This window comes from Streptomyces sp. AgN23, assembly GCF_001598115.1.
Classification (GTDB): domain Bacteria; phylum Actinomycetota; class Actinomycetes; order Streptomycetales; family Streptomycetaceae; genus Streptomyces; species Streptomyces antimycoticus.
Window position 1 is genome coordinate 5959637 of the sequence record NZ_CP007153.1, and the last position, 21516, is coordinate 5981152.

The 21516-nt window shown below is 68.7% G+C and carries 18 protein-coding genes and 2 rRNA genes; 15 read left to right on the top strand and 5 right to left on the bottom strand.

All coding sequences use genetic code 11. The annotated features are described in order from the left end of the window. Nucleotides 1-54: 54 nt before the first annotated feature. The 10 genes from AS97_RS25770 (at nt 55) to AS97_RS25815 (ending at nt 10347) form a co-directional block, all read left to right on the top strand. Nucleotides 55-3175: ribosomal RNA gene (locus AS97_RS25770) — 23S ribosomal RNA — on the top strand. 95 nt (nt 3176-3270) lie between these two features. Next, nucleotides 3271-3387, top strand: a 5S ribosomal RNA gene (gene rrf, locus AS97_RS25775). A 76-nt stretch (nt 3388-3463) separates the two neighbouring features. Beyond that, entirely contained in the window at nt 3464-4120 is a 657-nt protein-coding gene (locus tag AS97_RS25780; RefSeq protein WP_059145111.1) for an HAD family hydrolase, read from the top strand. 24 nt (nt 4121-4144) lie between these two features. Continuing rightward, nucleotides 4145-5371, top strand: coding sequence for an MFS transporter (locus AS97_RS25785; protein WP_210565747.1), 1227 nt, complete (start codon nt 4145-4147; stop codon nt 5369-5371). Then, nucleotides 5340-6512 (top strand): acetoin utilization protein AcuC, encoded by a 1173-nt coding sequence (locus AS97_RS25790; protein ID WP_059145109.1) that lies wholly within the window; start codon nt 5340-5342, stop codon nt 6510-6512. The genes AS97_RS25785 and AS97_RS25790 overlap by 32 nt, the downstream gene beginning before the upstream one ends. A gap of 136 nt (nt 6513-6648) precedes the next feature. Next, nucleotides 6649-7464, top strand: coding sequence for a phosphatase (locus AS97_RS25795; RefSeq protein WP_125755902.1), 816 nt, complete (start codon nt 6649-6651; stop codon nt 7462-7464). Between the two features lie 131 nt (nt 7465-7595). Further along, entirely contained in the window at nt 7596-7805 is a 210-nt protein-coding gene (locus AS97_RS25800; protein WP_014053989.1) for a helix-turn-helix domain-containing protein, read from the top strand. A 128-nt stretch (nt 7806-7933) separates the two neighbouring features. Then, the gene (locus AS97_RS25805) at nt 7934-8032 is read left to right on the top strand and encodes an AURKAIP1/COX24 domain-containing protein (protein WP_003948845.1); all 99 of its coding nucleotides are present in this window, start codon (nt 7934-7936) and stop codon (nt 8030-8032) included. Between the two features lie 210 nt (nt 8033-8242). Beyond that, nucleotides 8243-9286 (top strand): NAD-dependent epimerase/dehydratase family protein, encoded by a 1044-nt coding sequence (locus AS97_RS25810; protein ID WP_059145107.1) that lies wholly within the window; start codon nt 8243-8245, stop codon nt 9284-9286. Nucleotides 9287-9300: 14 nt separating this feature from the next. Beyond that, nucleotides 9301-10347: a lysophospholipid acyltransferase family protein gene (locus AS97_RS25815; RefSeq protein WP_059145106.1), complete on the top strand. Its 1047-nt coding sequence runs from the start codon at nt 9301-9303 to the stop codon at nt 10345-10347. Between the two features lie 70 nt (nt 10348-10417). On the opposite strand, the gene AS97_RS25820 is transcribed toward AS97_RS25815, so the two are convergent. The 4 genes from AS97_RS25820 to AS97_RS25835 all read right to left on the bottom strand — a co-directional run bounded on the left by AS97_RS25820 (nt 10418) and on the right by AS97_RS25835 (nt 14511). Continuing rightward, nucleotides 10418-11647, bottom strand: a complete 1230-nt coding sequence (locus AS97_RS25820) for a DUF5667 domain-containing protein (protein ID WP_059145105.1) — start codon at nt 11645-11647, stop codon at nt 10418-10420. A gap of 204 nt (nt 11648-11851) precedes the next feature. After that, the gene (locus AS97_RS25825; RefSeq protein ID WP_059145104.1) at nt 11852-12661 is read right to left on the bottom strand and encodes an ECF subfamily RNA polymerase sigma factor, BldN family; all 810 of its coding nucleotides are present in this window, start codon (nt 12659-12661) and stop codon (nt 11852-11854) included. 529 nt (nt 12662-13190) lie between these two features. After that, nucleotides 13191-14114 carry an HAD-IB family hydrolase gene (locus tag AS97_RS25830; RefSeq protein WP_059145103.1) on the bottom strand — a complete coding sequence of 308 codons (924 nt, stop codon included), beginning with the start codon at nt 14112-14114 and terminating at the stop codon, nt 13191-13193. Nucleotides 14115-14232: 118 nt separating this feature from the next. Further along, nucleotides 14233-14511, bottom strand: a complete 279-nt coding sequence (locus tag AS97_RS25835; protein WP_059145102.1) for a glutaredoxin family protein — start codon at nt 14509-14511, stop codon at nt 14233-14235. A gap of 442 nt (nt 14512-14953) precedes the next feature. On the opposite strand from AS97_RS25835, the gene AS97_RS25840 reads away from it, so the two are divergent. The 5 genes from AS97_RS25840 to hemB are packed head-to-tail and all read left to right on the top strand — an operon-like array spanning nt 14954 to nt 20868. Beyond that, nucleotides 14954-15754 (top strand): redox-sensing transcriptional repressor Rex, encoded by an 801-nt coding sequence (locus tag AS97_RS25840; RefSeq protein ID WP_059145101.1) that lies wholly within the window; start codon nt 14954-14956, stop codon nt 15752-15754. Then, the gene (locus tag AS97_RS25845; protein ID WP_210565748.1) at nt 15751-17220 is read left to right on the top strand and encodes a glutamyl-tRNA reductase; all 1470 of its coding nucleotides are present in this window, start codon (nt 15751-15753) and stop codon (nt 17218-17220) included. The genes AS97_RS25840 and AS97_RS25845 overlap by 4 nt, the downstream gene beginning before the upstream one ends. Beyond that, a complete protein-coding gene (gene hemC, locus AS97_RS25850) occupies nt 17217-18206 on the top strand; it encodes a hydroxymethylbilane synthase (protein ID WP_210565749.1) in 990 nt (329 codons plus the stop codon). Before AS97_RS25845 ends, hemC begins: the two co-directional genes overlap by 4 nt. Beyond that, nucleotides 18203-19867: a bifunctional uroporphyrinogen-III C-methyltransferase/uroporphyrinogen-III synthase gene (locus tag AS97_RS25855; RefSeq protein WP_059145098.1), complete on the top strand. Its 1665-nt coding sequence runs from the start codon at nt 18203-18205 to the stop codon at nt 19865-19867. Before hemC ends, AS97_RS25855 begins: the two co-directional genes overlap by 4 nt. After that, entirely contained in the window at nt 19864-20868 is a 1005-nt protein-coding gene (hemB, locus tag AS97_RS25860) for a porphobilinogen synthase (RefSeq protein ID WP_059145097.1), read from the top strand. The genes AS97_RS25855 and hemB overlap by 4 nt, the downstream gene beginning before the upstream one ends. Nucleotides 20869-20937: 69 nt before the next feature. On the opposite strand, the gene AS97_RS25865 is transcribed toward hemB, so the two are convergent. Continuing rightward, nucleotides 20938-21516 carry an HD domain-containing protein gene (locus AS97_RS25865; protein WP_059145096.1) on the bottom strand — a complete coding sequence of 193 codons (579 nt, stop codon included), beginning with the start codon at nt 21514-21516 and terminating at the stop codon, nt 20938-20940.

Here is a 21516-nt window from a genome sequence, read left to right on the forward strand (position 1 = left end):
GTGACGGGGTACGGGTCGTTGTTTGAGAACTGCACAGTGGACGCGAGCATCTGTGGCCAAGTTTTTAAGGGCGCACGGTGGATGCCTTGGCACCAGGAACCGATGAAGGACGTGGGAGGCCGCGATAGGCCCCGGGGAGCTGTCAACCGAGCTTTGATCCGGGGGTGTCCGAATGGGGAAACCCGGCAGTCGTCATGGGCTGTCACCCATACCTGAACACATAGGGTATGTGGAGGGAACGCGGGGAAGTGAAACATCTCAGTACCCGCAGGAAGAGAAAACAACCGTGATTCCGGGAGTAGTGGCGAGCGAAACTGGATGAGGCTAAACCGTATGTGTGTGATACCCGGCAGGGGTTGCGCGTACGGGGTTGTGGGAGTGCTCTTGATCGGTCTGCCGGCCGGTCGGTGAGTCAGAAATTGTTGATGTAGGCGAAGGGCATGCGAAAGGCCCGGCGTAGAGGGTAAGACCCCCGTAGCTGAAATGTCGGCAACTTGCTTGAGTATTTCCCAAGTAGCACGGGGCCCGAGAAATCCCGTGTGAATCTGGCGGGACCACCCGCTAAGCCTAAATATTCCCTGGTGACCGATAGCGGATAGTACCGTGAGGGAATGGTGAAAAGTACCGCGGGAGCGGAGTGAAATAGTACCTGAAACCGTGTGCCTACAAGCCGTGGGAGCGTCGGACATCAGCTTGCTGGTGTCTCGTGACTGCGTGCCTTTTGAAGAATGAGCCTGCGAGTTTGCGGTGTGTTGCGAGGTTAACCCGTGTGGGGAAGCCGTAGCGAAAGCGAGTCCGAATAGGGCGGTTTAGTAGCGCGCTCAAGACCCGAAGCGGAGTGATCTAGCCATGGGCAGGTTGAAGCGGAGGTAAGACTTCGTGGAGGACCGAACCCACCAGGGTTGAAAACCTGGGGGATGACCTGTGGTTAGGGGTGAAAGGCCAATCAAACTCCGTGATAGCTGGTTCTCCCCGAAATGCATTTAGGTGCAGCGTCGTGTGTTTCTTGCCGGAGGTAGAGCACTGGATAGGCGATGGGCCCTACCGGGTTACTGACCTTAGCCAAACTCCGAATGCCGGTAAGTGAGAGCGCGGCAGTGAGACTGTGGGGGATAAGCTCCATGGTCGAGAGGGAAACAGCCCAGAGCATCGACTAAGGCCCCTAAGCGTACGCTAAGTGGGAAAGGATGTGGAGTCGCAGAGACAACCAGGAGGTTGGCTTAGAAGCAGCCATCCTTGAAAGAGTGCGTAATAGCTCACTGGTCAAGTGATTCCGCGCCGACAATGTAGCGGGGCTCAAGCGTACCGCCGAAGTCGTGTCATTGCAGCATGTGGTCTAACGATCGCTGTGATGGGTAGGGGAGCGTCGTGTGCCGGGTGAAGCAGCCGTGTAAGCGAGTTGTGGATGGTTCACGAGTGAGAATGCAGGCATGAGTAGCGATACACACGTGGGAAACGTGTGCGCCGATTGACTAAGGGTTCCTGGGTCAAGCTGATCTGCCCAGGGTAAGTCGGGACCTAAGGCGAGGCCGACAGGCGTAGTCGATGGACAACCGGTTGATATTCCGGTACCCGCTTTGAAGCGCCAACGTCGAACCAGGCGATGCTAAGTCCGTGAAGCCGCCCTGATCTCTTCGGAGTTGAGGGGAGTGGTGGAGCCGACGGTCCAGACCTGTAGTAGGTGAGTGATGGGGTGACGCAGGAAGGTAGTCCAGCCCGGGCGGTGGTTGTCCCGGGGTAAGGGTGTAGCCCGAGGAGTAGGTAAATCCGTTCCTTGTTGTGGGTGAGACCTGATGCCGAGCCGATTGTGGTGAAGTGGATGATCCTATGCTGTCGAGAAAAGCCTCTAGCGAGTTTCATGGCGGCCCGTACCCTAAACCGACTCAGGTGGTCAGGTAGAGAATACCGAGGCGTTCGGGTGAACTATGGTTAAGGAACTCGGCAAAATGCCCCCGTAACTTCGGGAGAAGGGGGGCCATTGTTGGTGATCCGATTTACTCGGTGAGCTGGTGGTGGCCGCAGAGACCAGCGAGAAGCGACTGTTTACTAAAAACACAGGTCCGTGCGAAGCCGTAAGGCGATGTATACGGACTGACGCCTGCCCGGTGCTGGAACGTTAAGGGGACCGGTTAGTCACATTTCGGTGTGGCGAAGCTGAGAACTTAAGCGCCAGTAAACGGCGGTGGTAACTATAACCATCCTAAGGTAGCGAAATTCCTTGTCGGGTAAGTTCCGACCTGCACGAATGGCGTAACGACTTCTCGACTGTCTCAACCATAGGCCCGGTGAAATTGCACTACGAGTAAAGATGCTCGTTTCGCGCAGCAGGACGGAAAGACCCCGGGACCTTTACTATAGCTTGATATTGGTGTTCGGTTCGGCTTGTGTAGGATAGGTGGGAGACTGTGAAGCATTAACGCCAGTTAGTGTGGAGTCATTGTTGAAATACCACTCTGGTCGTGCTGGATGTCTAACCTGGGTCCGTGATCCGGATCAGGGACAGTGTCTGGTGGGTAGTTTAACTGGGGCGGTTGCCTCCTAAAGGGTAACGGAGGCGCCCAAAGGTTCCCTCAGCCTGGTTGGCAATCAGGTGTTGAGTGTAAGTGCACAAGGGAGCTTGACTGTGAGACCGACGGGTCGAGCAGGGACGAAAGTCGGGACTAGTGATCCGGCGGTGGCTTGTGGAAGCGCCGTCGCTCAACGGATAAAAGGTACCCCGGGGATAACAGGCTGATCTTCCCCAAGAGTCCATATCGACGGGATGGTTTGGCACCTCGATGTCGGCTCGTCGCATCCTGGGGCTGGAGTCGGTCCCAAGGGTTGGGCTGTTCGCCCATTAAAGCGGTACGCGAGCTGGGTTTAGAACGTCGTGAGACAGTTCGGTCCCTATCCGCTGTGCGCGTAGGAGTCTTGAGAAGGGCTGTCCCTAGTACGAGAGGACCGGGACGGACGAACCTCTGGTGTGCCAGTTGTTCTGCCAAGGGCATGGCTGGTTGGCTACGTTCGGGAGGGATAACCGCTGAAAGCATCTAAGCGGGAAGCCTGCTTCGAGATGAGGACTCCCACCCACTTGATGGGTTAAGGCTCCCAGTAGACGACTGGGTTGATAGGCCAGATATGGAAGCCGGGTAACTGGTGGAGTTGACTGGTACTAATAGGCCGAGGGCTTGTCCTCAGGTGCTCGCGTCCACTGTGTTGGTTCTGAAGCAATGAACCGTATTGAACCCCCCTCTTGTTTGGGGTGTGGTTCCGGTGTCTGTTTCATAGTGTTTCGGTGGTCATAGCGTTAGGGAAACGCCCGGTTACATTTCGAACCCGGAAGCTAAGCCTTTCAGCGCCGATGGTACTGCAGGGGGGACCCTGTGGGAGAGTAGGACACCGCCGAACAATTTTTAAGAAAAGCCCGGTCGGGAGCTTCGGCTCCCGACCGGGCTTTTCTCATTTCAGTTTGTAGGCTGGCCGCATGCGCTATGACCTGGTGATCTTCGACAACGATGGAGTGCTCGTCGACAGCGAGCCCATCTCCAATCGGCATCTCGCCGCTTACCTGACCGAGTTGGGGCACCCCACCAGCTACGAGGACTCCATACGCGACTACATGGGCTCCGCCATGCATCGCATCCACGAACTGGTCCTCGAGCGCTCGGGCCGGCGGCTGCCGCCGGACTTCGACACCACCTTCCACGACCGGGTCTTCGACGCCTTCCGCCAGGAGCTGCAGCCGGTGGCCGGGGTGTCCGAGGTGCTGGAGAAGCTGCGGGCCGACGGCGTTCCGTACTGCGTCGCCTCCTCCGGAAGCCATGAGCGCATCCGCGTCGCCCTCCGTACGACCGGGCTGTACGACCTCTTCGGTGAGGACCACATCTTCAGCTCCGAGGATGTGGGCCGGGGCAAGCCCGCCCCGGATCTGTTTCTGCACGCGGCCGAGCGGATGGGGGTGGCGCCCGAGCGCTGTGCCGTCGTCGAGGACAGCCCGCTCGGGGTCCAGGCCGCCGTGGCCGCCGGGATGGATGTGTACGGCTACACGGCCATGACACCCGCCGCCAAGCTCGCCGCGGCCCGTGACCGTTTCGTCCACATGGCCGAACTGCGAGGGTTGCTCACCTCTACCCACAAGTAGTCCGGGGCCGTACGCTCCACGGCCATGACGGATTCGCGTCCGAGCCGCCGGCTTCGGCAGGGCCGGGCCTCATTGGCCATCAGTTTCTTCGTCCAGGGCGCGATCTTCGCTCTGCTGGTGACGCGCATACCCGCGCTGCAGGATCGGTACGGGATATCCGATGGGCTGCTGCCCCTCTTCCTGGCCGCCGTGCCGATCCTCGCCGGCGTGGGCAGCGTCGGCACCGAGCATCTCGTCAAGCGGATGCGCCCGGGGCTGGTCCTCCGCGCGGTCCAGCCCGTCGTCTCCGTCGCCCTGCTGGCCGCCGGATCGGGTACGACGGTGTGGCAGCTCGCGGCGGCCCTCGCGGTGTTCGGGCTGACCGTCGGAGCGCTCGACGCGTCGATGAACATGCTCGGGGTGAGCCTGCAGCGCGCGTACGGCCGCAGCATCATGCTCGGCTTCCACGGCGCGTACAGCCTGGGCGGGATCGCCGGGGCCTCCCTCGCCTGGGTGGGCGCGCACTGGGACCTGCCGCTGCCCACGCTCTACGCGCCGCTGGTGGCCACCCTGGTGCCCGTCGCGCTCATCGCCGGCCGCTGGTACGTGGACCGCCAAGGCGATCACCCAGCCGATAACCAAGCCGATCACCAAGCCGACGACCACGGCGCCGCCGTGAGCATGCGGGCGCTGCTGCCGCTCTGTCTCGTCATGGCCTTCGCCTATATCGGGGACTCCACCGTCTCCAACTGGAGCGCCAAGTATCTGGAGGACGTGCTGCACAGCTCCGAGCAGCTGGCCACGGTCCCGTACAACGTCTATATGGTCACCACGCTCCTCGGCCGCTCTTTCGGCGACTTCGGGGTGCGGCGCTTCGGCGCGGTCGCCGTGGTCCGGGCCGGGGCGCTGCTCGCCGGCGCCGGTTTCGCGGTGGTCGCGGCGGCGCCCGGCCCATGGGTGGGGATGGGCGGGTTCACGCTGCTGGGGCTGGGGTTGTGCGTGCTGGTGCCGCAGACCTTCGCGGCCGCGGGGCGGCTCTTCCCCGGGGCGTCCGATGCCGCGGTCGCACGCCTCAATATCTTCAACTACGTGGGCTTCCTCATCGGCTCACCGCTCGTCGGCGCACTGGGCGGTGCGTGGAACTATCGGGCGGCGATGCTGGTGCCGATGGCGCTCGTGCTGGTGACGATCCGGTACGCGAGGTCGTTCACCCCTGTACCAGCCGGATACGGTGACGGGCATGAGCGGCCGCGCACAGTTGATGTGGGATGAGGAAGTAACCGGATACGACTTCGGCGCCGGGCACCCGATGGACCCGGTGCGGCTGGCACTGACCATGCGGTTGGTGCAGGCGTACGGGCTGGATCGGGCGGTCCACGTGGTGGCCGCCAAGCCGGCCGGGGAGTCGACGCTGCGCCTGGTCCACGGGCAGGAGTACATCGAGGCGGTACGGCGCGCCTCGGCCGCCCCGGAATCGGCGGATGGTTCGTACGGCCTGGGGACGATCGACGATCCGGCCTTCGCGGGGATGCACGAGGCGTCCGCGCTGATCGCCGGGCAGTCGGTCGGCGCGGCCGAGGACGTCTGGCGCGGAGAGGCGCTGCACGCGGTGAACTTCGCGGGCGGGCTGCACCATGCGATGCCCCGGGGCGCCTCCGGGTTCTGCATCTACAACGACGCGGCGCTGGCGGTCGCGCGGCTCTTGGAGCTGGGCGCGGAGCGGGTCGCGTATGTGGATGTGGATGTCCATCACGGGGACGGGGTCCAGGCGGCGTTCTGGGACGATCCGCGGGTGCTGACGATCTCGCTGCACGAGCACCCCCGGACCCTGTTCCCGCAGACCGGCTGGCCGGAGGAGGTGGGCGGGGAGGGCGCCGAGGGCTCGGCGGTCAATGTGGCGCTGCCGGCCGGGACCTCGGACGAGGGATGGCTGCGGGCCTTTCACGCGGTGGTGCCGGAGCTGCTGGCGGCGTTCCGTCCGCAGGTGCTGGTGACCCAGCATGGCGCGGACACTCATGTCGAGGACCCGCTGGCCCACTTGGCGGTGACGGTCGACGCACAGCGGGCGGTCGCCGAGAGCTGTCACCGGCTGGCGCATGAGCACGCGGACGGGCGCTGGGTCGCGCTCGGGGGCGGCGGCTATGCGGTGGTGGACGTGGTGCCGCGGTCCTGGACGCATCTGGTCGCGATCGCGGCGGGACGGCCGGTCGAGGCCACCACGCCGGTGCCGGAGGAGTGGCGGCAGGAGGTGTACCGGCGGACCCGGATGGACGCGCCGCGGCGGATGACGGACGGGCGGGTGCCGAGCTGGCGGGAGTTCGCCGAGTCCGGCTACGACCCGGCGGACCGGCTGGACCAGGCGATCCTGGCGACGCGCCGGGCGGTCTTCCCGCACCACGGGCTGCTTCCGTGAATCGCCCCGCGAAAAGCCTCTCCGCGCTGATCGGGAACGCCCGGACGGGGGGCTGACCAAACGGGCGTTACGCCAACCGTGGGGTCTGGCGGCATAACCGGGCGGCCGGCCGGGTGCGTCCGTCAGCATCGGTGACGTGCTGAGTACTGCCGCGCTGCGCGCGCATCTGCTGGCGGCGCGGCTCGCCGGACCCGTGGCGACGAGCCGGGAGGAGAGCCTGCGCCGCTATCGGCTCTTCGCCGCCCGGGACCCCCGGGTGCTGCTCGGTCTGGAGCCCGAATACGACTGGTCCTTTACGGAATTGCTCAGCCTGATGGGCGCCAAATGTGGGGTTTCGGTCGACCCGGCCAATGTTTCGGGGCCGGATGTGATCGATCCAGAGCTGACGATCGCCGCGCTGCATGCCTTCGCGGACCGGCTGCGCGCCGCCGCCCAGGCCCGGCTCCCCGTGCTCCTCGGCACCGGCCACCCCCACCGTCTCCTCGGTTTCTACGCCGCGTTGGCGTCGGCACTCTCGGCGGCGGGCTGCCGTGTCCTCACTCCCGCGCACGGTAGATGTATCGACATAACGACGCGGTTCGGCGTACGTACCCACCGGCTCGCCTACGTACGAGGTATTGCGATGGTGCAGGCGCCCGGCGCTCGCCCGACCTTGAGTGAGCCGGGCGCCCACAGCCATTCGCCGCTCCCGGTTCGAGTCGCGCTGGGCTCTGCCGCGGAGTCCGGCGGTCCGCTGCCGGGACTGGTCATCGGGGACCACGGATGGGTCTGCGGTGCAGGTCAGCTCGGCTTTGAGGCCATCGGGCTAGGGGATACGGACGACCCCGCGCTGTTCGTCGGGGAGGCCGAGGGGCGGGTGTCCGTCGCCGTTCCGCTTGATGACGCTGTGCGGTCTGGTTACTACCGGCCGCTTACTCGCTATGTACTCAATCGAGCGTGTCTGTCACAGTAGGCGTCCGATCGCTACTCCTCTTCCCCACTTGCATCACCCGCCCCTAACCTGGGGTGGAGCGCGCATGCGACAAGGAGTCACCGGAGGGGAAGCCGGTGCCCGACATGTGCGGAAGGTTCAGGTGTTGTGTCATGGCTGCTGGCGAACGGCCTCTGAACGAGGTTCAGTTTCTGACCGTGGCGGAAGTCGCCTCGGTGATGCGAGTGTCCAAGATGACCGTGTACCGCCTGGTGCACAGCGGTCATCTGCCGGCGATCCGGGTGGGCAGGTCTTTCCGGGTCCCAGAGCAAGCGGTTCATGAATACCTCCGCGAATCGTATGTGGGGGTGGAGTCCGCCTAGGCGCTTTCCGGGCCCGGGGAGGACCCTCGGATTACGTGGTTCGCTCGGCGGCGGGTAGGCTGGCCCGATGTAGGTCGTGTGGGCTCGGACGCCCCGCACCGAGTGAATCGAAGTGAGCGAGGGTAGTCGTGGGCTCTGTTATCAAGAAGCGGCGCAAGCGGATGGCGAAGAAGAAGCACCGCAAGCTGCTCAAGCGCACGCGCGTCCAGCGTCGCAACAAGAAGTAAGCAAGCGACGCTGTGTTCGTCCCGCAGCCCTTCCACCACCGGTGGAAGGGCTGCGGTGCGTGTGTGGCACGGGTCTGCGCCACGGCGGCCCCTGCGGCCCCGGCGTAAAACGCGCATCGCGCGGCGAGTGGTCATCACAGCGCAACACCGAGCGGTTACGGTGTTCGGCACAGCCCAGCTCGGACGAGGGTGGGAAGGAAGGCGCTGATCTTGGGAAAGGTCGTGCTCGTCACCGGGGTCGCTCGCCGGCTGGGAGGCCGTTTCGTCCGGCGCATACAGCGCGAACCCGATGTGGAGCGGGTGATCGGCGTGGACGCCGTACCGCCCGAACACCACCTCGGCGGCGCCGACTTCGTCCGGGCCGATATCCGTCATCCCACGATCGGGAAACTGCTCGCCGAATACGGCGTCCACACGGTCGTCCACATGGATATCAACGGGACTCCGCTGGGGGCGCGCGGCAATCGCGCCTCGATCAAGGAGACCAATGTCATCGGCACCATGCAGCTCCTCGGCGCCTGCCAGAAGGCCCCGTCGGTGCAGCGGCTGGTGGTGAAGTCCAGCACCAACGTGTACGGCTCCGCGCCCCGCGACCCCGCCGTCTTCAGCGAGACCACCCCGCCCAAATCCCTGCCGAGCGGCGGCTTCGCCAAGGACACCGTCGAGGTCGAGGGATATGTCCGCGGTTTCGCCCGGCGCCGCCCCGATGTCGCGGTGTGCGTGCTGCGCTTCGCCAACATCCTGGGGCCCTGCGCGGACTCACCGCTCGCCGAGTACTTCGCGCTGCCCGTGCTGCCCACCGTCATCGGCTATGACCCGCGGCTGCAGTTCGTCCATGAGAAGGACGCCATCGAGGTGCTGCGGATCGGGGCCTCCGAGCCGCGCCGGTCCACGCTCAACAGCGGCACGTTCAATATCGCCGGAGACGGGGTGCTGCTGCTCTCCCAGGCCGCCCGGCGACTCGGCCGCCCGACCCTGCCGCTGCTGCTGCCCACCTTGCGATGGGCCCGTACCGCGCTGCGGTCCCTCGGCATCACCGACTTCTCGCCCGAGCAGATCCGGCTGCTCACCCACGGCCGGGTCGTGGCCACCAACCAGATGCGCGAGACCCTGGGATTCGAACCCGAGCACACCACCGCCGGTGCCCTCGCGGACTATGCGCACAGCCGTGGTCCCGGGCTGCTCCCGCCCGAGACCCTCGCCCGTACCATCGATCGGCTCGCCGCGCTGCTGCCCGCCGGCGCCCAGACGTGAGGAGCGCAACCACCATGGCGGACGCCAAGGTCATTCCGTTCGGTGAGGAGCCCCGGTCTTCTCGGAGGAAGGTCCCTCGGCTGGGGCGCGGCGGTCGCTCCCAGGGCTCGCTCAAGCCCGTACCGCAGCAGCGCGACGAGGCGCTCGAACAGCGCCCCCAGACGGCGGCCGCGGCCGTGCCGCCCCTGCCGCCCGGCCCGCCCAAGCAGGCCCCGGGCAGCGGCGACTGGGAGCGCAAGCTGGCCCATGGGCTGAGTTTTCTGCGCCGTCGGATCACCGGGGACTACGAGGTCGACGACTTCGGCTACGACCACGATCTGACCGAGCAGGTCCTGATGTCCCTGCTCCGTCCGCTGTACGAGAAGTACTTCCGGGTCGAGGTGAAGGGGATCGAGAACATCCCCGACAGCGGCGGTGCGCTCGTCGTCGCCAACCACTCCGGGGTGCTGCCGCTCGACGGGCTGATGCTCCAGGTCGCGGTGCACGACAACCACCCGGCCAAGCGCCATCTGCGGCTGCTCGCGGCCGACCTCGTCTTCGTGCTGCCGGTCGTCAACGAGCTGGCGCGCAAGGCGGGTCACACCCTCGCCTGCTCCGAGGACGCCCAGCTGCTGCTGGAGCGCGGCGAGGTGGTGGGAGTGATGCCGGAGGGCTTCAAGGGGATCGGCAAGCCGTTCTCGGAGCGGTACAAGCTGCAGCGCTTCGGGCGGGGCGGCTTCGTCTCGACCGCGCTGCGCGCGGGGGCGCCGATCGTGCCGTGCTCGATCGTGGGCGCGGAGGAGATCTACCCGATGGTGGGGAACGCGAAGACCCTGGCCCGGCTGCTCGGCCTGCCGTACTTCCCGGTCACACCGACCTTCCCGCTGCTGGGGCCGCTGGGCGCGGTGCCGCTGCCGACGAAGTGGACGATCCAGTTCGGCGAGCCCATCCCCACCGACGGGCATCCGCCGGAGGCGGCGGACGACCCGATGCTGATGTTCAACCTGACCGATCAGGTACGAGAAACGATCCAGCACACGCTCTACAAGCTGCTGGTGCAGCGGCGGTCGGTGTTCTTCTGAGCCCGGTCTTCTGACCGGAGGCCCCGGGGGTGGGTGGTGTGCGCCGCACACCACCCACCCCCGGCCTATTTCACCGTGTGTCGTCGCCGTCGATGCTCAGGCCCGGCAGCAGGTCCGGCAGCAGCGGGGGGATGGTGATGTCCGGCTGGGACGACGTCTTGCCGCCCGGGTCGCCCTTGCCCGTGGACGGGCTGGGGGTCGCGCCGCCGAGCGGCGGGTCCAGCAGGTCCCCGGCGCCGCCCACCAGCCCGCCGCTCTGGTCGTGAGCGCTTGACGAGGACGACGGGTGCGGGTGGGTGGTGGTCTCGCCGGTGCGGCTGCCGCTCGGGGTGGCCGAGGTGGACGCCGGACGGTCGCCCGGGGTCACCCCATCGGCGCGCTGGGGCGCGTGGCCGGTCTGGCCCTGCTGCTCCTTCTTCGTGGGCAGCAACGCCCGCAGCGGGCCGACCTCTTGGTCTATGGCGTCGAAGACCGAGTTCACCTCGTCGCCGACATCCATGAGCTGGACCGGGAGCTGCTCGCGCAGGCGGCTCCAGCCGCCGCGATGGGCCTGGGAGAAGGACGACAGTTGTTGGATCGGGCCGAGCGAGCCGTCCCGCTCGTAGACCTGGTGCAGCAGCCGGTGGCCCTCGGAGGCGTCATGGCGCATCCCGGCCAGGGCCCGGCGGATCTCGCCCAGCGAGTCATGGTCCAGATCACCGGTGCGGGTGCGCTCCATCAGCCGGCGCGCCTCGCTCATCCGCGTCGACGCCTGGTCCAGATAGATCCGGCCCCGGTCGGTGTCGCCGTCCGCCATCTCCAGCTTGAGGTCCTCCATGCCGCGCTTGAACCCGTAGAGGGTGTCGCCCGGCAGCGCGTCCGAGCTGGCCGCGGCGACGCCGCCGAAGGCACCCGCCGCGACTCCGACGGTGAGCCCCCCGGCCGCAAGCCCCTTGGACCAGCGGGAACGGGGGCGCAGTCTTGCCACCGGGGGTTTGGCGCGGTGGGCGCCGCCGGTGCGGCGGCGCTGCTCGGGCACGCGTGGCGCGCCCTCGGCGAAGGCCGCCTCCATGGCGGCGAGCAACTGCGCCCGCTGGGTTACGCGGACCTCCGGGTCCAGTGTCGGTGCCGGCAGCTCGCCCAGCCCGCTCGCCAGGGCCAGCAGCCGTCTCCGCTCGGCGCTCTCCGCCGATGGGGAACCTGGCTGTTGCTGCGGCGTCTTGTCCTGGGCGGCCTGGTGGTTGCTCTCCAGGGCCTCCAGGGCCTCCAGGGCCTTGGCGAAGGCGTTCGCCCGCCGGTGTGCCGATACGTTCGCGATCACAGGCGGCACCTCCTCTCGTCGTGACGGTCGACTCCCCAGGACACCCGAGGGTTCCGTGCCATGCGCGCGTCCACCCGATCGAGTGAGTGGACTACGGGCAGGGTACGACCACGAGGCGCCTGCATCCCCCACAACGAGCGGCGCAGCACCCGGGTTACGCCCTGCCCAGAGGCGGACGGTCCGTGGCCGGACGGCTACGGGTGGTCAACGGGCGTCGTCCGGAAGCAGCCGGGCCAGGGTGCGCACGGCCCGGTACTGAAGGGTTTTGATCGCGCCCTCGTTCTTCCCCATGACCCGGGCGGTCTCGGCGACCGAGAGGCCCTGGAGGAAGCGGAGCGTCACGCACTCCTGCTGCTGCGGGTTGAGTTTTCGCACCGCCTGCAGCAGGGCCGCGTTGGACAGCGATTCGAGGACGGAGTCCTCGGGGCTGCGCTCGACCTCGTTGGCGTCGAGCATCTCGCCGGTGGTGACCTCCAGCCGGAAGCGGCTGGACTTGAAGTGGTCGGCGACGAGGTTGCGCGCGATGGTCACCAGCCAGGCGCCGAAGTCGCGGCCCTGCCAGGTGAAGGTGCCGATGCGGCGCAGGGCGCGCAGGAACGTCTCGCTGGTGAGGTCCTCGGCCGTGGCCTTGCCGCCCACGCGGTAATAGATATAGCGGTAGACCGTGTCGGCGTACTGGTCGTAGAGCCTGCCGAACGCCTCGGCCTCTCCGGACTGGGCGCGCTCGACGAGGTCCATCATGCGACGGCTGTCACTGTCGGCGCCGGGGCGCCGGGCGGTGGGGGTGGTGGAGCCGCGGGAGCGTCTGCTGACCGCGGCGCCGCCGTCCGCCAGTGCGTAGCACGGACCGGCCTGGCCGGGGCGATTGACCGTGCCGACGGCTGGGCTGACGGGCAGGGGGGTGGCGAGTGCGGGGACGGCATACGCGGTGGGGACGTAGCCGCGCAGACAGTCAAGGACCGTTGCGCGCAGCGTAGCCAGGCCCGAGGCGTCAACCCCGACGTGTGGGTACACGAGACTCCCAGAGGCAGAGCTTCCATCACGAGCAGTACGGGACCGTCACCCGCCGTAGGGACGTGTGGGTACCGGTTTGCGTCTAAGGAGAATAACGCTTCGTACAGGCGGCACTACACCCAGTTGTTCAAATCATCGTTTCCGTTCGCTCTGTTATGCATTGACGACTCATCAAGTATCGAACGTGCACCGCTAATTGATCGGAATCGTTCGTGGGTTGTGCGATTGCGTGGCGTGTTGTGACAAAGCGGCGGTAAGGGGACTGGCGGGAGCGCTGTGGGGTAAGACGCGCGGAATGACCGAAACTGGGCGGGCGCGTTCGGTTGGTGACGCTGCGTATCGATGGGCGCATGGTCACGGAGCGCGATCGGCGGTCAGTCTTGACCGTCCTCGGTCACGGTCGTGCGCGAGCGGTCAGCGGGGCCCGAGGGAAGCGCGCCGGAAAGGGTTCAGCGGGAGGTCAGAGGGGTGGAGGGGGCGGTCGGCCGCTTGAGGTCGGCGGCACCGGTGGCCCCGGTCGTGCCCGCGGTCAGCGGCGCCGGCGGTGCAGGGCCACGGCGGCCGCCGTGCCGCCCGCCACCGCGCCCACCCCGGCCGCCGCCGGAATGCCGATCTTGGCCGCCTTGCGGCCGGTGCGGTAGTCGCGCAGCCGCCAGCTGTGCTCACGGGCGTGCTTGCGCAGCCGGGTGTCCGGGTTCACCGCGTACGGATGGCCCACGATCGACAGCATCGGGATGTCGTTCGCGGAGTCGCTGTAGGCCGCGCAGCGGGAGAGATCCAGGCCCTCGGCCGTCGCCAGCGCCCGCACGGCCTCGGCCTTGGCCGGGCCGTGCAGCGGCTCGCCGACCAGCCGGCCGGTGTAGACGCCGCCCACCGACTCGGCCACCGTGCCCAGTGCCCCGGTCAGGCCGAGCCGCCGGGCGATGATCGTCGCGGTCTCGACCGGCGCGGCGGTCACCAGCCAGACCCGCTGTCCGGCGTCCAGATGGGCCTGGGCGAGAGCGCGGGTGCCGGGCCAGATGCGGTCGGCCATGTACTCGTCGTAGATCTCCTCGCCGATCGACATCAGCTCGGAGACCCGGTGGCCCTTGACGATGGACAGGGCGCTGCTGCGCACGTCCTCCATATGCGCCGGATCCTCGACGCCGGCCACCCGGAACCAGGTCTGCTGCCACGCGAAGCGGGCGAGTTCGCGCTTGCGGAAGAAGTGCCGCTTGTAGAGGCCGCGGCCGAAGTGGAAGATCGCGGCGCCCTGCATGACCGTGTTGTCCAGGTCGAAGAAGGCGGCGGCCCGCTCGTCGCCGACGACGGGGAACTCCGGCTCGGCGGGGGGCTGCGGTGCGGGGGTCTCGGCCGACGACTTGCGCGCCGCCTCGGCCGATGCCTCTCCGGCGAGGACACTCCGCTCGGTGGCGGGTCGTCGACGTCGGGTGAACCATCCCAGTGCGGCCATGGAGCGAGCATAGCCAGCGCTCCGGCGCATCCCGTTACGCCCGGGTGTCGGGCCGATTCAGGTTACGCGAAAGGGAGGCCGCGGAGGGGCTGAAATCAGCCGCCTCGCGGGGGCTGGATCAGCCGCCGAGCGCGGTGCGCAGCCGCTGGGGATTCACCCGCCAGAAGTCATGCTGTTCGCCGTCGATGAGTACCACCGGGATCTGCTCCCAGTAGGCGCGGTACAGCTCCTCGTCCTGGGTGATGTCCTTCTTCTCCCAGGGGGTGCCCAGCGCGCCGCAGACGTCTTCGATCACGGCCTCGGCGTCCTCGCACAGATGGCAGTCGGGCTTGCCGATCAGCGTGACCGTGCGCTCGGAGGGCTTCTTCCGCGGAGTGCGGCGCAGCAACGGACTCATGCCCTTCATTCTGCCCGCCCTTTTTGGGGGCTCGGTGCGCCTCCGGGGCGCTCCAGCCTCCCCCGGCTACCGCTGGGAGGTGCCCCCGGCCGGAAGAACCCAGCGCCCCGACCCGCGATGGTGCCCCTTCCGCGAGTTCGGAAGTGGGCTCTCGGTCGATTACGATCGTGGGCGTTTTGTTGCTGTCCGGGGGTAAAAAGGTGAGGAGTGAGGGCCTGTGCTCCGGTCGGCGGCCCGGCGGTGCGAGTGTGCCTGCCGGGAACGGTGTGACGCAGGTGGTGGTTCCGCGGCTGGCGGGAAAAGGCGCGTGACACCGGTCACTTTGCTCGGACAAAGCGGACATCATCTTTGTGCACGCGTTCACAAAGACATAGCCTGCTGTCGATGGGGCGGTCATGAAACACCCGGCCGCCCACAGCCTCGCTCTACCCGCAGGAGCACCGTGGCAACTGGCCGAACTCACCGACCGGCGACCCGCAGCCGAGGGATCCCCGAGGCCACCGTCGCCCGGCTACCGCTGTATCTGCGTGCGCTGACCGCTCTTTCGGAGCGCTCGGTGCCCACAGTGTCCTCGGAGGAGCTGGCCACCGCGGCCGGCGTCAATTCGGCCAAGCTGCGCAAGGACTTCTCCTATCTCGGTTCGTACGGCACCCGCGGTGTCGGCTATGACGTCGAGTACCTCGTCTACCAGATCTCGCGGGAGCTCGGGCTCACCCAGGACTGGCCGGTTGTGATCGTCGGTATCGGTAATCTCGGCGCCGCGCTCGCCAACTACGGCGGCTTCGCCTCCCGTGGATTCCGGGTCGCCGCGCTGATCGACGCCGACCCCACCATGGCCGGGAAGCCGGTCGCGGGCATCCCGGTGCAGCACACCGACGAGCTCGAGAAGATCATCACGGACAACGGCGTCTCGATCGGCGTCATCGCCACCCCGGCGGGCGCGGCCCAGCAGGTCTGCGACCGGCTCGTCGCCGCCGGGATCACCTCGATCCTCAACTTCGCGCCCACCGTGCTGACCGTTCCGGACGGGGTGGATGTGCGCAAGGTCGATCTCTCCATCGAGCTGCAGATCCTCGCCTTCCACGAGCAGCGCAAGGCGGGTGAGGAGGTCGCCGCGCCCGAGGAGGCGGCGGGAGCCGTTCCACCGCCGCCCGTGGCGCATCGCGCGCCCTCCGGCGGCCCCGCAGCGGACAGCGGCCGGCAAGGACCTGACGGGGACGTGCCCGCCGTGATGCCGGCATGAGTCTCCTCGTCGTCGGACTGAGCCACCGCAGCGCGCCCGTGAGCGTGCTGGAGCGCGCCGCCCTGGTGGGGGACGAGCAGGCGAAGCTGGTGCAGGACACCCTCGCCGCCGAGCCCGCCACCGAGGCCGCGGTGCTGGCCACCTGCAACCGCATCGAGCTCTACGCCGACGTGGACAAGTTCCACGCCGGGGTCGCCGAGCTGTCCACGCTGCTCGCCCAGCACACCGGCGTCGGACTGGACGAGCTCACCCCGTATCTCTACGTCCACTACGAGGACCGGGCCGTCCACCACCTCTTCTCGGTGGCCTGCGGGCTGGACTCGATGGTCGTCGGCGAGGGCCAGATCCTCGGCCAGATCAAGGACGCGCTCGCGCTGGGGCAGGAGCTGCACACCGCCGGGCGGCTGCTGAACGATCTCTTCCAGCAGGCGCTGCGGGTCGGCAAGCGGGCCCACAGCGAGACCGGTATCGACCGGGCGGGCCAGTCGCTGGTCACCTTCGGCCTGGAGCAGCTCGCCCAGGGCGCGCCGGTGGCGGAGTGGGCCCGGGGCAAGCGGGCCCTGGTGATCGGCGCCGGCTCGATGTCCTCGCTGGCCGCGGCGACGCTCGCGCGCGCCGGTGTGGCAGAACTGGTGATCGCCAACAGGACGTTGGAGCGGGCGCTGCGCCTCGCCGAGTCCCTGGTCCAGCAGCACGCGGCCACCCCGGCCGCGATCCCCGCCGAGGGTGATGAAACGTTGCGCGAGCCGCTGGTGGCCCGCGCCGTGCCGCGGGACCGGGTGTCCGCCGAGCTGCCGCACGCCGACATCGTCGTCTCCTGTACGGGCGCGACCGGGCTGGTCCTGGCCGCCGCGGAGCTGCGCACCGCGCTCGCCCAGCGCGCGGCCTGCCCACCCGAGGCCCACCGCGTGGGGTCGGACGTCTCGCTGCTCGATCTGGCGATGCCGCGCGACATCGACGCGGCGGCGCACCGGATCGAGGGGCTGCACCTGGTCGACATCGAGTCCCTCGCCGAGGCGGCCGCCGAGCCGTCCGGGGCGCCGGGCTCGTCCGCCGGGGCGATGGCCGCCGATGTGGACAAGGTACGGACCATCGTCTCCGCCGAGGTGGCCGCCTTCGGGGCGGCCCAGCGCGCCGCGCACATCACCCCGACGGTGGTCGCGCTGCGTACCATGGCGGCGGACGTCGTCGCGAGTGAGATCGCCCGGCTCGACGGGCGCCTTCCGGATCTGGACGACAAGCAGCGGTCCGAGATCACACAGACCGTGCGCAGGGTCGTCGACAAGCTGCTGCACGCGCCGACCGTGCGGGTCAAGCAGCTCGCGAGCACTCCGGGAGGCGCCGGTTACGCGGACGCGCTGCGCGAGCTCTTCGACCTCGATCCGCAGGCGGTCGCCGCCGTCAGCCGTGCCGACGGCTCGGCCCGCGCGGCCGAACAGAACGACCCGAAGGGAGGCCGGCCATGAACGCCACCCCCTCACCCGCCGCCTCCGGCGCCGCCGCGCCGCTGCGTCTGGGCACCCGCCGCAGCGCGCTCGCCATGGCCCAGTCCGGCCTGGTCGCGGACCTGGTGCGGGAGGCCACCGGGCGCCCCGTCGAACTGGTCGAGATCACCACGTACGGCGACACCTCGCGGGAGCACCTCGCGCAGATCGGTGGCACCGGCGTCTTCGTCTCGGCGCTGCGCGAGGCGCTGCTGAGCGGTGAGATCGACCTGGCCGTGCACTCGCTGAAGGACCTTCCCACGGCGGAGCCGGAGGGGCTGCGGCTGGCCGCGATACCGCGCCGCGAGGACCCGCGCGACGCGCTGATCGCCCGGGACGGGCTCACCTTCGCCGAGCTTCCCGCGGGGTCCCGGATAGGCACCGGATCCCCGCGCCGCGCGGCCCAGCTCAACGCGTGGGCCCGCTCCTTCGGCCTCGACATCGAGACCGTGCCGATACGCGGCAACGTCGACACCCGCATCGGCTACGTCCGGTCGGGACGGCTGGACGCCGTGGTGCTCGCCGCCGCCGGCCTGATCCGTCTGGGGCGGATCGGCGAGGCGTCCGAGCTGCTCGATGTCGGCCATGTTTTGCCCGCCCCCGGCCAGGGGGCCCTGGCAGTGGAGTGTGCCGCGTCCAACGTGGCGCTCACTGCCCGGCTCGCCGAGATCGACGACCCGTATACGCGGGTCGCCGTGACCGCCGAGCGATCCCTGCTCGCCGCCCTGGAGGCCGGCTGCAGCGCACCCGTGGGGGCGCTGGCCGACCTGCTGGCCGACGGTCAGGTTGTCACCGAAATGCGCCTGCGCGGCGTCGTCGGCTCCCTCGACGGCACGACGCTGGTGCAGCTGTCCACCACCGGTCCCGTACCCGCGTCGCCCAGTGAGGCCGGGGACCTCGGTCGCGAACTCGCGGCCGAGATGCTCGCCAAGGGTGCGGCCGGTCTTATGGGGGAGCGAGCACTTTGAACCCCACCGTCCCGAATCACCCCGGCTGCGGACACGTCACCTTCCTCGGTGCGGGCCCCGGAGATCCGGGCCTGCTGACCTTGCGCGCCGTGGAGGCTCTGGCCACCGCGGACGTACTGATCGCCGACCCGCAAGTGCTCGACGTGGTGCGGGGGCACGTCAGGCCGGGCGTGGCCGCGGACGCTCAGGGCGTGCCGCGACAGGCGGACGCTGATGGGTCGTCGGCCACCGCCACCGTCCCGGTACTCCGGGACACCGCCAATCTTGTCATGACGGCCGCGCGCGGCGGCAAGCGGGTCGTCCGCGCGGTCGCGGGCGACCCCGGCCTCGACGGATACGCCGCCGACGAGATGCTCGCCTGCGCCGCCGAGGGCATCCTCTTCGAGGTGGTGCCGGGTGTGGCCGCCGCGGTGGGCGTGCCCGCCTATGCGGGGGTGCCGCTGCGGGACGCCCACAGCGCGGATGTGCGCTTCGTGGACGCCCTGGCCGCCGATGAGCGCTGCTGGAACGAGGTCGGCTCGTCCGACGCGACCGCCGTGGTCTCCGCGACCCTGGAGACGGTGGCCGTCGCCGCGGGTGAGCTGGTGGCCGCGGGCCGCAAGCCGGACACCCCGCTCACCGTCACCGTGGGCGGCACCACCACCCGCCAGCGGACCTGGACCGCGACGCTGGGGACCATCGCCCAGGTGCTGAAGGCGGCGAAGGTGCTGCCGTCGCCGCAGGGGGCACAGCCGGTGATAGCCGTGGTCGGCGAGCAGAGCGCGGCCGGCCGGCGTGATCAGCTCTCCTGGTTCGAGTCCAAGCCGCTGTTCGGCTGGCAGGTCCTGGTGCCGCGCACCAAGGAGCAGGCCGCCTCGCTCTCGGACCAGCTGCGCAGCTACGGCGCGGTGCCCAGCGAGGTGCCGACGATCGCCGTGGAGCCGCCGCGCACCCCGCAGCAGATGGAGCGCGCGGTCAAGGGCCTGGTCACCGGGCGCTATGAGTGGATCGCCTTCACCTCGGTCAACGCGGTCAAGGCGGTGCGGGAGAAGTTCGAGGAGTACGGGCTCGACGCCCGCGCGTTCGCCGGGATCAAGGTCGCGGCGGTGGGCGAGCAGACCGCGAAGTCGCTGATCGACTTCGGGGTGAAGCCGGATCTGGTGCCCAGCGGCGAGCAGTCCGCGGCCGGGCTGCTGGAGGACTGGCCGCCGTATGACCCGGTCTTCGACCCGATCGACCGCGTCTTCCTGCCGCGGGCCGACATCGCCACCGAGACCCTGGTCGCCGGGCTGATCGAGCTGGGCTGGGAGGTCGACGACGTGACCGCGTACCGCACCGTGCGCGCCTCGCCGCCGCCGGCCGAGACCCGGGAGGCCATCAAGGGCGGCGGGTTCGACGCGGTGCTCTTCACCTCGTCGTCCACCGTGCGGAACCTCGTCGGCATCGCGGGCAAGCCGCACAATGTCACCGTCATCGCCTGTATCGGCCCGGCCACCGCGAAGACCGCGGAGGAGCACGGGCTGCGGGTGGACGTGCTGTCGCCCGAGCCCTCGGTGCTCAAGCTCGCCGAGGCGCTCGCGGACTTCGGGGCGGCGCGGCGGCAGGCCGCGATCGAGGCCGGGGAGCCGGTCACCCGCCCGAGCGAGCGACGGCCGGGATCACGGAGGAGGGCACGCTCTTGAGTACCAGGTACGGCAGCTTCCCCGGCGCGCGACCGCGCCGGCTCCGGGTGAACCCGGCCATGCGCCGCATGGTCGCGGAGACCCGGCTGCATCCGGCCGAGCTGATCCTGCCCGCGTTCGTCCGCGAGGACCTGACCGAGCCGCTGCCGCTTCAGGCGATGCCGGGCGTCCTCCAGCACACCCGGGACTCCCTGCGGAAGGCGGCGGCCGACGCGGTCGCCGCGGGCATCGGCGGGATCATGCTCTTCGGGGTGCCGGAGGAGTCCAAGAAGGACGCCGTCGGCACGCCCGGCACCGACCCGGACGGGATCCTCCAGGTGGCCATCCGCGATGTGCGCGCCGAGGTCGGCGACGACCTGGTGATCATGTCCGATCTCTGCCTGGACGAGCACACCGATCACGGCCACTGCGGGGTCCTGGACGCCGAGGGCCGGATCGACAACGACGCCACGCTGGAGCGGTACGCGGAGATGGCCCGCGCCCAGGCCGACGCGGGCGTCCACACGGTGGGCCCCAGCGGCATGATGGACGGGCAGGTCGGGGTGGTCCGCGAGGCGCTGGACGGCGCCGGGCACCAGGACGTCTCGATCCTCGCCTACACCGCGAAGTACGCCTCCGCCTTCTACGGTCCGTTCCGCGAGGCGGTGGGCTCCTCGCTGAAGGGCGACCGCAAGACGTATCAGCAGGACCCGGCCAACGCCCGGGAGGCGATGCGCGAGCTGGAGCTGGACCTGGCCGAGGGCGCGGACATGGTCATGGTGAAGCCGGCCCTGCCGTATCTGGACATCCTGCGGCAGATCGCCGACGCCGTGGATGTGCCGGTGGCCGCGTACCAGATCTCCGGTGAGTACGCGATGGTCGAGGCGGCGGCGGCCAACGGCTGGATCGACCGCGACCGCGCGATCATGGAGACGCTGACGTCGGTACGGCGCGCGGGCGCGGGGATGATCCTCACGTACTGGGCGGTCGAGGTCGCCCAGCGGCTGAACCGCGGGGAGTAGTCCCCCTGGGCTCTGTACGGGCCGGATGCGCACCGGGCGTGTCCGGCCCGGCTGCGTGTCGTGGAGCCGCTATGGCTTCTCGCCCAGCGCCGCACGAAGCCAGTCGAGAGACCCCTGGTTCAGGAGTTCGTCAGCGAGGCGCTTGCCGGTTTCCGTCACCAACCGGCCGCGGCTGTTGTCCACCCACCGCTGAGCGTTCGCGTACCCCTGAGCCAGGTACTCGATCCCCTGAAGCAGACATTCGAGCTTGTCCGCCTCCCGGGCACATACCGCCTCGGGCGATTCCTTCGCTTCGTACTCGCCCACCCAAGCCCGCACGACGGAAGCGAGACCTTCCGGCATACCAGCGGTCTGATCTGCCGTCACCGCCTGTGGGTCGGCGCTGGGCGCGTACTTCTTGCCGAGGTGGTTCACGTCCCCGGTGCGCGTCTCCTGAGAGTCGTGCCAGACGGCCAGGAGAGCGGCTCGCGCAGGGTCGGCACCTTCCAACTGGGCGATGACCGAGGCGATCAGCGACGTGCGCCACGCATGCTCCGCGACGCTTTCCGGATCCCGCACGCCTGCCATCCACCAGCCGGTCCTGCGGTTCTGCTTCAGCGTCCCGGCCTCGAAAAGGAAGCGTGCCACCGCATGCAGATCATCAGCCAC